This window comes from Micromonospora sp. RB23 (assembly GCF_053585025.1).
In genome coordinates, this window is sequence record NZ_CM132111.1 from 789289 (window position 1) to 802588 (window position 13300).

Below are 13300 nucleotides of genomic sequence, written 5' to 3' on the forward strand. Positions count from 1 at the left end.
GTGACCTCTGGCGTCGCGGCCCTGTGGTCGCACCGCAACTCGCTGCGCATCCTGGTGAGACGGGACCTGGCGGTCAAGTACCAGCAGTCGGTGCTGGGCTACTTCTGGTCGCTGATCGAGCCGCTCGGCATGGGCGCGATCTACTGGTTCGTCTTCGGCGTGCTCTACTCCCGCGACACCGGCCGGCACCTCGGCGAGGCGGCCGGGTCGTACCCGCTGTTCCTGATCACCGGCATCTTCGCCTGGATGTGGACCAGCTCGGCGTTGAGCGAGGCGACGAACGCGTTGACCGGTCAGTCCCGGCTGATCACCACGATGAACGTGCCCCGACAGGTCTTCCCGATCGGACGGGTCAGCGGGCGGTTCGCCGAGTACGCGGCCGGCCTGCCGATCCTGGTCGCCATCGCGGTGATCTACGCGGCGCACGGACGGATCCACCTCGGCTGGTCGCTGCTCGCCCTGCCGCTGGCGGTGGCCGTGCAGGCCGTCCTGTTGATCGGGCTCGCCCTGCTGCTGTCGGCGTGGAACGTGCTGATGCGCGACGTGGAACGGCTGATGCGGCTGATCATCCGGGTGCTTTTCTACGCCACGCCGATCATCTATCCGCTCAGCCTGGTCCGGGAGTCCGGCCTGCCGCACTGGCTGAAGGTGGTGTACGAGCTGAACCCGCTGGTCGGGATCTTCCAGCTGCACCACGCGATCTGGTACCCGGACGAGTTCCCGGACGCCCGGCTGCTCGCCACGACGATCGTCGGCAGCCTGCTGGTGCTGGCCGCCGGCTGGTGGTCGTTCCGCCGGTTGGAGCCCGCCGTGCTCAAGGAGCTGTGACGTGGCCGCGCCGATCATCGAGGCGGACGGTCTGGGCATCCGGTTCGTCCGCAACCGTCGCCGCCAGCTACGGCTGCGGGAGCTGTTCATCCACCGGGGTGGGCGCGGCGCCCTGCCCGGCCAGTTCTGGCCGCTGCGCGACGTGTCGTTCGCCGTCGAGCCGGGTGAGACGGTCGGGGTGATCGGCCGTAACGGCACCGGCAAGAGCACGCTGCTGCGGCTGATCGCCGGGGTGCTCATCCCGGACGAGGGCGAGATCCGGGTGCGCGGCGCGGTGGCGCCGCTGCTGGAGTTGTCCGCCGGTTTCTCCAACGACCTGACCGGCCGGGAGAACCTGCACCTGGTCGGTGGGCTGCACGGGCTGTCGACGAGCTACCTGAAGCGGCACTTCGACGAGATCGTCGAGTTCGCCGGCGAGCAGGTGGAACGGGCCATCGACACGTCGGTGCGGCACTACTCGTCGGGAATGAAGGTGCGGCTGGGCTTCGCGATCATCTCGCACCTGCCGCACCCGATCCTGCTGATGGACGAGGTGACCGCGGTCGGGGACGCGGAGTTCCGCAAGAAGTGTTACGCGACGATTGATCGTCTGCTCGGGGAGGGGCGCACGCTCGTGCTGGTGTCACACAACGAAAAGGACCTGACCCGGTTCTGTCGTCGGGGGTTGTACCTCGACGCGGGCCGGTTGACGCTCGACGGCACCATCGCCGAGGCGCTCGACGCGTACCACGCCGCGGTCCCGCGGTGACGCACGCGATCGTGCTCGCCGCCGGAACATCCGCGGCGGGCCTCACCACCTCCAGCGGCGAGCCGCTGGCCGATCGGCTCGCCGACCAGCTACGCCGGGCCGGGGCGGCGGAGGTGCGCTTCGCCGCCACCCTGGACGAACTGGCCACGCTGGCGGACACCGCCGACGGTCCGCTGCTGGTCACCGGCACCGACCTGGTGGCGCACACCGCCGTGCTGCGGCACCTCGCCACCAGCCCGGTGGGACCGACCGTGGCGCTGGTGCTGGGCGACCCGCCGGTGCCCGGACGGACGGCCGTGCGTGAGGAGCGCGGCCAGGTCGTCGACGCCGGCCCGCTGGACGCTCTCGACGGCGACGCCACCGGCGTGTTCGGCGGCGCGCTCCGGGTCGGCGTGGACGACCTGCCGACCCTCGCCGCCGCCGCCCGGGCCGCCGCCGTCGGCGCGCGTCCCGTCACCGCCCCGGTGGGCCCGGCCGGCGACGTCGCGCCGCTGCCGGCGGCCGGAGACACCGGCCACGACCACCCCGGGTCCGCCGTGGACCGGCTCGTCGCGGGTCTCGCGGCCCTCGGCACCCTGATCTTCGCCCAGCGGGTACGTCTGCTCGTGGCGCACCGGGTCGCGGACGCCGCTGCCCTGGTCGCCGCGGAGGCGGCGGTGACGGCCGTCGACGAGGACCGGGCCGAGCTGCGGCTGTCGGTGAAGGAGAGGGACGACTTCTTCTCGACGTACTTCGTCAGCACCTGGTCTCCGTACGTGGTGCGGTTGGCGGCCCGGCTGCGGCTCACCCCGACCGGGGTGACGGTGATCTCGGTGCTCTTCGCGCTGGCCGCCGCGGTGCTGTTCGGGGTCGGCGGGCGACTCGCGCTGGTCAGCGGCGCTGTGCTGCTCTACCTCGGCTTCGTGTTGGACTGCGTGGACGGCCAGCTGGCCCGCTACACCCGGCACTTCAGCGCCTGGGGTGGCTGGCTGGACACGATGGCCGACCGGGCCAAGGAGTACCTGGTCTACGCCGGGTTGGGCTTCGGGGTGAGCCACGCCGGGCTCGGCAATGGCTGGGCCCTCGCCATCGCCGCGATGACGTTGCAGACCGTCCGGCACATGACCGACACCTGGTACGGGGTGCTGCACGACGAGGCGGCCCGCCGACCGCGTACGACGACGGGTGCCAGCGGCGGGATCGGTGACCGGCTCAACGCCGCGTCCACCCGGGTGCAGGCGGACACCGGCTCGGTGTCGTACTGGCTGAAGCGGACCGTCGTCTTCCCGATCGGGGAGCGGTGGGCGCTGATCGCGCTGACGGTGGCGCTGTTCAACCCGCTGGTCAGCCTGATCGCGGTGCTGGTGTGGGGCGGGCTGGCGTTCGCGTACACCGGCGCCCTGCGGACGCTGCGGGCTCGCTGGATGTGGGTGCCGGTGCTGGACACGGTCGACGCCACCCTGCACCGCGACGACGGTCCGTTGGCCCGTCGGCTGCCGGTGGTCCGCCCGATGGGGCCGCTGACCCTGGCGGTGATCGCCGCGCTCGGTCCGGCGGCGCTGCTGGTCGCCGCCCTGCTGACCGACGCGCCGGACGGGCTGCGCTGGGCGGTGCCGGTGGCGTTGCTGGTGCTGCTGGCCGGCGGCCTGGGCGCCGGGGCCGCGCACAACGGCCCACTGGACTGGCTGGTGCCGGCCGCGTTGCGGGCCGCCGAGTACCTGTTCGCGATCGCGGTCGGTGTGGTCGGTGGCGCGCCGGGATGGCTGATCTTCGGGTACGTCTTCGTGCTCACCGTGCACCACTACGACCTGACCGCCCGGCTGGAGAAGCGGCAGGCGGCACCCCCGCTGCACGCCGCCACGCTGGGCTGGGACGGACGATCGGTGCTGCTCGCCCTCCTGGCGATTGCCGGCGTCGTGAGTATCGGCATGGCTACACTCGGTGCGTACCTTCTCGTGGTTTTCGTGGTGAGCGTCGTCCTGGCCTGGTTCGTCCGGCCGACCCGCGCGCGGGCGTCGGCCGCGCCGGTGGGCGCGGGAGGTGTCGCGCCGCGCTGACGAAAGGGACGGCCGGTGACCCTGATCAGCTTCGTGGTGCCGGCCTTCCGGGTGCAGGGTTATCTGCGCGAGTGCCTGGACTCGATCCTGGGCCAGCCGGAGACCGACCTCGAACTGATCGCGGTCGACGACTGCTCACCCGACGCCAGCGGCGAGATCATCGACGAGTACGCGGCGCGTGACCAGCGGGTCCGGGCCGTGCGGCTGTCGGAGAACGTCGGTCTCGGTCCAGCCCGCAACATCGGGCTGGACCGGGCCGTCGGCGAGTACGTGTGGTTCGTCGACGGGGACGACTGGCTGGCGCCGGACTGCCTGTCGGAGGTGGCCGAGCGCCTGCGGGCGACCCGGCCGGACGTGCTGCTGGTGGACCACGTACGGACACACTGGAACAACACCGCCACCCGCAGCGCGATGGCCGAGGTGTTCCCGGAGTCGCCCGGTCCGCAGACGTTCGCGCTCAGGGAGCGGCCGGAGGCCATGCGGCTGCTGCACACCGCCTGGAACCGGCTGGTCCGCCGGGAGTTCCTGGTCAACCTGGGCCTGCGCTTCGCGGCCGGTTGGTACGAGGACGTCTCGTTCAGCTACCCGGTGCTGATGGCGGCGCACCGGATCGGCGTACTTGATCGGGTGTGCGTGAACTACCGGCAGCGCCGTGCCGGCGCGATCACCAAGACCCGGGGGGACCGGCACTTCGAGGTCTTCGCCCAGTGGCACCGGGTCTTCCACCTGCTGGACGCCTGGTCACCGGCTGTGGACGCGCTGCGGCCGGCGGTCTTCGAACGGATGATCTGGCACTACCTCACCGTGCTGGGCAATGGTCAACGCATCGCCCCCGAGCTGCGGCCGGCGTTCTTCGCGCAGATCACCGCGGACTACGCGCGGTGGCTGCCGGTCGGGGGGTACCCCGTGCCGGAGGGCGTCGAGGGGGTGAAGCACCGGCTGGTCGCGAGTGGCCGGTGGCGGACGTTCAGCGCACTGCGGGCCGCCAGCCGGGCCCGCGACACGGCCCGGCGGCAGGCGCGTACCGCCCGGCGTCGGGTCGGTCCGGTGGCCCGGCGCGGCGCCCGGCTGACCCGCGACGGCCTGCTGCGCGAGTACTACCGGGCGGAGCTGCGCCGGCCCGTGGACCCGACGCTCGCGGTGTACGCCGCGTACTGGTTCCGGGGGTACTCCTGCAACCCGGCGGCGATCTACGAGGCCGCCCGCCGGCTGGCGCCCGAGGTGCGCGGGGTGTGGATCGTGCGCCGCGACCGGGTGGACGCCGTACCGGACGGGGTGGAGTACGTGGTCGCCGGCACGCCGGCCTACTACCGGGTGCTGGCCCGGGCCCGGTGGCTGGTCAACAACGTGAACTACCCGGACTTCGTCCGTAAGCGGCCGGAGCAGGTGCACGTGCAGACCCATCACGGCACACCGGTCAAGGTGATGGGACTGGACCAGCAGCGCTTCCCGATCGGCGCGGGCCGGATGGACTTCGCCGGCCTGTTGCGTCGGGTGGACCGCTGGGACTACAGCGTCAGCGCCAACAGCTTCTCCACCCAGATGTGGGACCGGGCCTACCCGGCCACGTACACCACGCTGGAGGTGGGTTACCCGCGCAACGACCGGCTGGTCACCGCCGGTCCCGAGGAGGTGCGCCGGCTGCGGGCCGAGTTCGGCCTCGCCCCGGACGAGCAGGTGGTGCTGTACGCCCCGACGCACCGCGAACACCTGCCCGGTTACCGGCCGCCGTTCGACCCGGACCAGTTCGTCGACGCGCTGGGCGACTCGGGGCGGCTGCTGATGCGCAGCCACTACTTCCACGACCGGGAACGCCGGCCCGGCCGTCCGTCGGAGTTCCACCGGGTACGCGACGTCAGCGGCTATCAGCGGGTGGAGGACCTCTACCTGGTCGCCGACGTGCTGGTCACGGACTACTCCTCCGCGATGTTCGACTACGCGGTTCTGGACCGGCCCATCGTGCTCTACACACCGGACTGGGAGGCGTACCGCCTGGCCCGGGGTGTCTACTTCGACGTCACGGCGGAGCCACCGGGTGCGGTCGCCGCCACGTTCGCCGACCTGCTCGATCTGTTCCGCACCGACGCGGTCCGCTCGGACGCGGCTGGCAAGGCCCGCGAGCGCTTCCGTAGTCGTTTCTGCGGGCTGGACGACGGGCGGGCGGCCGAGCGGGTGGTGCGCCGGGTGTTCCTCGGCGAGATGGCTGACCAGCCGGAGGGCTGCTGACTGCTCGGTCGTCCGTACGCCGTGTAATGGTGGCGTCATAAGCCGAACATGAGACGTTTACCCGATGTGCGGGACGAATGATCCTGGTCACAGTCATCAGGAGTTCGGCCGAGAGACGTGGGGGACTGACGGTGAGCACCGTCGCACTGAAAGATGTGACAAAGGTTTTCAAGGACGGCACACTCGCCGTCGACAGCATAAATCTCGATGTGAACGACGGCGAGTTCATGGTGTTGCTGGGCCCGTCGGGCTGCGGCAAGTCCACAGTGCTGCGCATGATCGCCGGCCTGGAGGACCCGACGCAGGGGGCGGTGCTGCTCGACGGGGAGCTCGCGAACGACCTGCCGCCACGCGATCGCAAGATCGCCATGGTCTTCCAGGACTTCGCGCTCTACCCGCACATGACCGTCGGCGACAACATCGCCTTTCCGCTGCGGCTGGCCGGGGTCGAACCGGAACCACGGGGCGAGCGGGTCACCGACGTGGCGAGCGCGCTCGGCATCAGCGACGTGCTCGGCCGCAAGCCCGGCCAGCTCTCCGGCGGCCAGCGCCAGCGGGTCGCCATGGGCCGCGCGATCGTCCGGCGGCCCGGGCTGTTCCTGATGGACGAGCCGCTGTCGAACCTGGACAGCGGGCTGCGCGCCGAGCTGCGGGCGGAGATCTCCGGGCTGACCCGCGAGCTGGGCGTCACGACGGTCTACGTGACCCACGACCAGGCCGAGGCGCTGACCATGGCGGACCGGGTGGCCATCATGCGCCGCGGCGTGCTCCAGGACGTGGGCACACCCACCCAGGTGTACGGCCGACCGGCGACGCTCTACGTGGCCGCTTTCCTGGGCAGCCCCCGGATGAACCTGCTGGAGGCGTCGGTCTACGTCCACCTCGACCGGTACATCGCGCTCAACCTCGGCGAACAGTCGCTCTACCTGCCCTGGAACGACATCCGCAGCCGGGCCGTGGCGCACTACCACGGCGAGCGGATCGTGGTCGGGATGCGGGCCGAGGCACTCACCCCGGTCGCCCCGGACAGCCCCGGTGACGTGCTGCGCGGCCGGATCCGTTACCTGGAGCACCACGGGCACGAGTCGCTGGCGTTCCTCGACATCGGGGCGACCGCGATCATGGTGGACGAGATGGGCGCGCCCCTCGACCCGCCGCCGGTGGGCCAGCGGGGCCTGCGCCGGTTCGGCGCGGTGATGCAGCGGCTCACCGGCAAGCCGGTGGAGCCCGAGGAGGCGCCGAGCGGCAGTGCGCGGACGACGAGCGTCCTGCCCGACCCGGGTCGGCACCACCGCCGCCCGGCCGAGCTGGCGGTCCGACTCGCGCCGTACCCGGCCGTCACGGCCGGACACCCGCTCGCCGTCTCGGTGCGGATGGACGCGCTGCACTTCTTCGACGAGCGCGGCGCACGTATCGACGTGGGGTGGCGGTGACGCCACGCCGGAGCGGGGTGGCGGTCATCCGTCCGGTGCCCTACCGTCTGCCCACCTAGTCCATTTCGTGCCTGATCGAGAGGGGTGCGCCCGTGTCGGGTGACCGTCCCAGTCCGCTCGTCATCGAGCGCATCCTGCGGGACCGCCAGGGCATCTGGCAGCAGATCGTGGCCGAGGGCGACCTCAACGCCCTGACCGGGCGGATGCTGGCCAGCTCCGCCATCGCCCTGGCCTGTTACGGGGCGGTGCTCGGCGCGTTCCACAGCCCGCTGATGGCGTTGACGTCGGCGCTGAAGCTGCCACTGCTGTTCCTGGTGACGCTGGCCATCTGCCTGCCCACGCTCTACCTGTTCAACCTGGTGTTCGGTGCCCGGCTCTCGGTACGTCAGTCGTTGGCGCTGGTGATGGTGGCGATCACCGTGACCTCGATGCTCGCGGTGGCGTTCGCGCCGATCAGTCTCTTCTTCCTGATCACCGCGCCCGACTACGGCTTCTTCAAGCTGCTCAACGTCGCGATCCTGACCCTGTCGGCGCTGGTCGGGCTGCGTTTCCTGACCGGCGGCATGCAGGTCCTGAACGACCACGGCCTGCTGGCCCCGGCGACGGCCTCGGCCAACACCCCGGCCCAGGTCGCCGCCCCGGCGGCGGTCCAGGCTCCGGCCCAGGTCAACGCCCCGGTCGCCGTGCCCGTCGGCGGCACGGCGGCTCCTGCGACGGCGGCCGCCGCCGAGCCGGTCGCGGTTCCGGCCGGCGCGGCTGTCGCGTCGGCGGCGAACGGTGCCGCGCCCGACGGCGCGAGCGCACCGGCCACCACGACCACCGCGCCGGCCCCGGCGGCGGTTCCGGCGCAGTGGGGTGGGCAGCAGCCCGGCGTCGCGTTGCCGCCCGGCATGCTGCCGCCGGGTTACCCGGTGCAGCGTCCGTGGGCGACCCCGCCCGTCCGGCGCGGCGAGCCCACCCAGCGCCCGGCGAGCATGACGCTGCTCTACATCTGGATCCTGCTCTTCGGCTTCGTCGGCACCCAGTTGGCGTGGACGCTGCGCCCGTTCTTCGGCGACCCGGGTCAGGATTTCTCTCTCTTCCGCAGCATCGACGGCAACTTCTACGCGGAGATCCTGCGCACGATCGCCAACCTTTAGGGCGTGTGTCGAAGCCCCTGCCCGCCGCAGGCCGGCCAGGGGCTTCGACACACGCCCTAGTCGGGGAAAACCCTGGTTGCCGGCCTGGTTACCGAGAAGTAGCGTCGGGTCATGACCATCGACTCCCGCCAGGTGGCGGCCGGCATCCTGCAAGCGGTGCCGTTCGCCCGCACGCTCGGCATCGAATTCGTCGAGGTGGCGCCCGAGGCGGACGGCGGGGTGCGGGCCGTCGTCCGGCTTCCCGACTCGCCGGCCACCCACAACCACGTCGGCGGCCCGCACGCCGGGGCGATGTTCACGCTCGGCGAGACGGCCTCCGGTGCGGTCGTGTTCGCCGCGTTCGGGCAGTTGCTCGACCGGGCCGTGCCACTCGCCGTCCGAGCCGACATCGCCTACCGCAAGCTGGCCCTGGGGGCGGTGCTGGCGACCGCGCGGCTGGGACGTCCGGCGCCGGAGGTGGTCGCGGAGCTGGAGTCTGGTGAGCGGCCCGAATTCCCCATCGAGGTGGAGATCGCCACGGAGGACGGCACGCCCACCTCGGCCATGACGGTGATCTGGACCCTGCGGCCGAACTGAGCCGGCCCGGCGGCGGCCTAAAACGGGTTTGCGCACCCGGCCGGGTGGTTAGATTCGTACCGTGCTGGGCCTACCTGCTCATGTGACCGCCTGTCTCTTCGATCTGGACGGTGTGCTGACGCAGACCGCCCGGGTGCACAACGCCGCCTGGACCGAGACGTTCGACGAGTTCCTGCACAAGCGCGCCACGGCAACCGGGACACCCTTCCAACCGTTCGATCCCGGCCCCGACTACAACCGCTACGTCGACGGCCGACCCCGTGCCGACGGCGTCCGATCGTTCCTCGCGTCCCGGGGCATCGTGCTCCCCGAGGGCGGCCCGGACGATCCGCCGGACGCCGACACGGTCAACGGCATCGGCAACCGCAAGAACGTCCTCCTGCTGGACCGTCTGCGTACCTCCGGCGTCGAGGTGTACCCGGGCTCGGTGCGGTACCTGCGTGCGGCGACCGCCGCCGGACTGCGTCGGGCGGTGGTCACCGCGAGCGCCAACGGGCGCGAGGTGGTCGCAGCGGCGGGGCTGGCGGACCTGCTGGAGGCGCGGGTCGACGGGCTCGTGGCCCGGGAGCAGAAGCTGCAAGGCAAGCCCCACCCCGACACCTTCCTGGCCGGCGCCAGGGTCCTGGGCGTCGACCCGGCGCAGGCCGCCGTCTTCGAGGACGCGCTCTCCGGGGTGGCCGCCGGAAGGGCCGGCGGCTTCGGGTACGTGATCGGTGTCGACCGGGTGGGGCAGGCGGACGAGCTGCTGGCCCACGGCGCGGACATCGTGGTGAAGGACCTCGCGGACCTGCTCGACGCCGGCGACGCGCCGGCACCCCACCCCACCGACGATCGGGGTCGCAGTTGATCCGGGAACGGGCCTATCCCGTCGAGCCGTGGCACATCCGGGAGACCCGCCTGGACATGGACGTGCTGGCCCAGTCGGAATCGGTCTTCGCGCTCTCCAACGGGCACGTCGGCCTGCGCGGCAACCTCGACGAGGGCGAGCCGCACGGTCTGCCCGGCACCTACCTCAACTCGTTCTACGAGCTACGCCCGCTGCCGTACGCGGAGGCCGGCTACGGCTTCCCCGAGTCGGGGCAGACCATCGTCAACGTCACCAACGGCAAGCTGATTCGGCTGCTCGTCGACGACGAACCGCTCGACGTGCGCTACGGCGAGCTGCTGTCCCACGAGCGGATCCTCGACATGCGGGCCGGCACCCTGCACCGGGAGCTGCACTGGCGCTCCCCGGCCGGCCGCGAGGTCAAGGTCCGCAGCACCCGGCTGGTGTCGTTCACCCAGCGGTCGGTCGCCGCGATCAGCTACGAGGTGGAGGCCGTCGACGGCCCGCTGCGGTTGATCGTGCAGTCCGAGCTGGTGGCGAACGAGTCGCTGCCCGCGCAGAGCAAGGACCCCCGGGTGGCGGCGGTGCTGGAATCGCCGTTGCTGGCCGAGGAGGAGCTGACCACCCCGGACGGCGGCCAGCTCATCCACCGCACGAAGGTGTCCGGGCTGCGGGTCGCCGCCGCCATGGAGCACGAGGTGCACGGCCCGGACCGCACCACCATCGAATCCGAGGGGTACGAGGACTGGGTCCGCACCACCATCGGCTGCGTGCTCAAGCCAGGCGAGAAGCTGCGGGTGATCAAGTATCTGACGTACGGCTGGTCAAGTCGGCGTTCGTTGCCCGCGCTGCGCGACCAGGTCGGCGCGGCGCTGGCCGGCGCCCGGCTGGACGGCTGGGACGGGCTGCACCGGGAGCAGCGCGCCTACCTGGACGAGTTCTGGGACGCGGCCGACGTGCTGGTCGAGGGCGATCCGGAGATCCAGCAGGCGGTGCGCTTCGGGTTGTTCCACGTGCTCCAGGCCGGCGCCCGTGCCGAGCAGCGGCCGATCTCGGCGAAGGGGTTGACCGGCCCCGGCTACGACGGCCACGCCTTCTGGGACACCGAGATGTTCGTCCTGCCGGTGCTCACGTACACCCAGCCCGGCGCGGTGCGCAGCGCCCTGCAGTGGCGGCACAGCACACTGGAACAGGCCCGGGAACGGGCGGCGACGCTCAACTTCAAGGGCGCGGCCTTCCCCTGGCGGACCATCGAGGGGCCGGAGTCGTCCGGTTACTGGCCGGCAGGTACCGCGGCGTTCCACATCGCCGCCGACATCGCCGACGCGGTACGACGCTACGTGCTGGTCACTGGCGACACGGCCACCGAGCGGGAGATCGGGCTGGAGCTGCTGGTGGAGACCGCCCGGCTGTGGCGCTCGATCGGGCACCACGACCGGCACGGCCAGTTCCACATCGACGGGGTGACCGGCCCCGACGAGTACACGGCGGTGAAGAACGACAACATCTACACCAACCTGATGGCCCAGCGGAACCTGCTGACCGCGGCCGACACCGTCATGCGCTACCCGGACGAGGCGTTCCACCTCGGGGTGACCGACGAGGAGGCGGCGAGCTGGCGGGACGCCGCGACGTCGATGCACGTGCCGTACGACGACGAGCTGGAAGTGCACCAGCAGGTGGAGGGGTTCACCCGGTTGCAGGAGTGGGACTTCGCGCACACGCCGGCCGAGAAGTACCCGCTGCTGCTGCACTACCCGTACTTCGACCTGTACCGCAAACAGGTCGTCAAGCAGGCCGACCTGGTCCTGGCGATGCACTGGCGGGGCGACGCGTTCACCCCCGAGCAGAAGGTGCGCAACTTCCTCTACTACGAGCGCCGGACGGTGCGTGACTCGTCGCTGTCGGCCTGCACCCAGTCGGTGCTCGCCGCCGAGGTCGGCCATCCCGACCTGGCGCACATCTATCTGCGCGAGGCCGCGCTGATGGACCTGCACGACCTGAACGAGAACACCCGTGACGGCGTGCACATGGCGTCGCTGGCCGGCGCGTGGCTCGCACTGGTCAGCGGGCTGGGCGGGCTGCGCGACCACGACGGCGAGCTGTCGTTCGCGCCCCGGCTCTCCAGCCGCCTCAACCGGCTGGAGTTCTCCCTCCAGTGGCGGGGGCTGGCGTTGCGGGTGGACGTACGGCCGCACCAGACGACGTACTCGCTGCGCCACGGTGGCCCGGACGACGTCGTGCAGCTGCGTCACCACGACCAGGTGGTGCGGGTCACCTGCGACGAGCCGGTGACCGTGCCGGTGCCGCCGGCCGAGCCCACGACGCCGCCGCCGGAGCAGCCGCCGGGCCGGTCGCCCCTGCTCCGGCTGCCCGAGCACAAGCAGCAGTGACGGCCGGGGCGGGAACACTCCCGCCCCGGCCGTCACGCGCGTACGTCAGACCGGCTCCCCGGTCGAGGGGCGTCCGATCGCGTCGCGGGGCGCAGCTGCCTTGGGATCGTCGGGGAGGCGGGCCGATGCGGCCTGGTCACCGAAGTCCTGGTCCCCGAAGTCCTGGTTGCGCTCGGCGTCCTGTTCGCGCTGGGCGCGTTCGGTCATCTGCTGCTGCCGGGAAATCTGCTGCTTGGCCATCGTGGTCCTCGCGATCCGTCGGGGCGCGGTTGCGCCTACACGGTCTGCGGTCTCTCGTCGCGTACCCGGGGGCCCACCCGGCAAACGCCGCGCTCTGGTCGCCGGACCGGGCGCGTGCGGCGCGACGGGCGGGGTAACCCGACCGTACGCGAGCGTGCGGAGGTGGGTCATGGACGAGCAGCGCGACATGGTGACCATTCCGGTCCGGGACGCCGAACTTCCCGCCGACCTGCTCCTTCCGGCTCAGCCGGTGGGCGTGGTGCTGTTCGCGCACGGCAGTGGTAGCTCCCGGCGCAGTCCGCGCAACGTCGCGGTGGCCCGGGCGCTGGACTCTCGCGGTCTCGCGTGCGTCCTGGTCGACCTGCTCACTCCGGCCGAGGAGGAGGTGGACACGCGGACGGCCGAACTCCGCTTCGACATCGGGATGTTGGCCAGCCGGCTGGCCGGGATCGTCGACTGGTTGGCGACCGAACGACCGGCAGGTGACGTCCCGATCGGTCTCTTCGGCGCCAGCACGGGTGCCGCCGCCGCGCTGGTGGCAGCCGCGTCCCGCGCCGAACGGGTAGGCGCCGTGGTTTCCCGGGGCGGCCGGCCCGATCTGGCGGGCACCGCGCTGGGCCAGGTGCGGTCTCCCACGTTGCTGCTGGTCGGTGGTCTGGACGAGGAGGTGCTTGCGCTCAACGAGCGGGCGCTCGCCGAGCTGGGGGAGGTGGGCGAGTTGTGGGTGGTGCCGGGCGCGACCCATCTCTTCGAGGAGCCCGGCACGCTCGACCAGGTCGCCGAGCACGCCGGCGCCTGGTTCACCACTCATCTCACCCGGACGACGACCGCGTCCCGTCGCAGGTGAGCGTGCCG

The 13300-nt window shown here is 71.7% G+C and carries 11 protein-coding genes; 10 read left to right on the forward strand and 1 reads right to left on the reverse strand.

The window, feature by feature from the left end; all coding sequences use genetic code 11:
• From ACTFTM_RS03625 to ACTFTM_RS03665, 9 genes are all read left to right on the forward strand, one after another.
• Entirely contained in the window at positions 1 to 828 is an 828-nt protein-coding gene (locus tag ACTFTM_RS03625; protein ID WP_449564443.1) for an ABC transporter permease, read from the forward strand.
• 1 nt (position 829) lies between these two features.
• The gene (locus ACTFTM_RS03630; protein ID WP_449564444.1) at positions 830 to 1576 is read left to right on the forward strand and encodes an ABC transporter ATP-binding protein; all 747 of its coding nucleotides are present in this window, start codon (positions 830 to 832) and stop codon (positions 1574 to 1576) included.
• Positions 1573 to 3612: a DUF5941 domain-containing protein gene (locus ACTFTM_RS03635; RefSeq protein WP_449564445.1), complete on the forward strand. Its 2040-nt coding sequence runs from the start codon at positions 1573 to 1575 to the stop codon at positions 3610 to 3612. Before ACTFTM_RS03630 ends, ACTFTM_RS03635 begins: the two co-directional genes overlap by 4 nt.
• A gap of 15 nt (positions 3613 to 3627) precedes the next feature.
• On the forward strand, positions 3628 to 5838 hold the full coding sequence (locus ACTFTM_RS03640) for a bifunctional glycosyltransferase/CDP-glycerol:glycerophosphate glycerophosphotransferase (RefSeq protein ID WP_449564446.1): 2211 nt from the start codon (positions 3628 to 3630) through the stop codon (positions 5836 to 5838).
• Between the two features lie 131 nt (positions 5839 to 5969).
• Positions 5970 to 7271, forward strand: coding sequence for an ABC transporter ATP-binding protein (locus ACTFTM_RS03645; protein ID WP_449564447.1), 1302 nt, complete (start codon positions 5970 to 5972; stop codon positions 7269 to 7271).
• A 92-nt stretch (positions 7272 to 7363) separates the two neighbouring features.
• Entirely contained in the window at positions 7364 to 8410 is a 1047-nt protein-coding gene (locus tag ACTFTM_RS03650; RefSeq protein WP_449564448.1) for a hypothetical protein, read from the forward strand.
• Positions 8411 to 8521: 111 nt separating this feature from the next.
• A complete protein-coding gene (locus tag ACTFTM_RS03655) occupies positions 8522 to 8986 on the forward strand; it encodes a DUF4442 domain-containing protein (RefSeq protein ID WP_449564449.1) in 465 nt (154 codons plus the stop codon).
• 61 nt (positions 8987 to 9047) lie between these two features.
• Complete coding sequence (locus ACTFTM_RS03660) at positions 9048 to 9833, forward strand: HAD family hydrolase (protein WP_449564450.1); 786 nt, start codon at positions 9048 to 9050, stop codon at positions 9831 to 9833.
• Positions 9830 to 12205 carry a glycoside hydrolase family 65 protein gene (locus ACTFTM_RS03665; RefSeq protein ID WP_449564451.1) on the forward strand — a complete coding sequence of 792 codons (2376 nt, stop codon included), beginning with the start codon at positions 9830 to 9832 and terminating at the stop codon, positions 12203 to 12205. The genes ACTFTM_RS03660 and ACTFTM_RS03665 overlap by 4 nt, the downstream gene beginning before the upstream one ends.
• A gap of 45 nt (positions 12206 to 12250) precedes the next feature.
• Here the strand turns inward: ACTFTM_RS03665 and ACTFTM_RS03670 are convergent, their stop codons facing one another.
• Complete coding sequence (locus ACTFTM_RS03670) at positions 12251 to 12445, reverse strand: hypothetical protein (protein ID WP_449564452.1); 195 nt, start codon at positions 12443 to 12445, stop codon at positions 12251 to 12253.
• A gap of 169 nt (positions 12446 to 12614) precedes the next feature.
• Here ACTFTM_RS03670 and ACTFTM_RS03675 point away from each other — a divergent pair, with 169 nt between their 5' ends.
• Positions 12615 to 13292 carry a dienelactone hydrolase family protein gene (locus ACTFTM_RS03675; protein ID WP_449564453.1) on the forward strand — a complete coding sequence of 226 codons (678 nt, stop codon included), beginning with the start codon at positions 12615 to 12617 and terminating at the stop codon, positions 13290 to 13292.
• Positions 13293 to 13300: the final 8 nt, after the last annotated feature.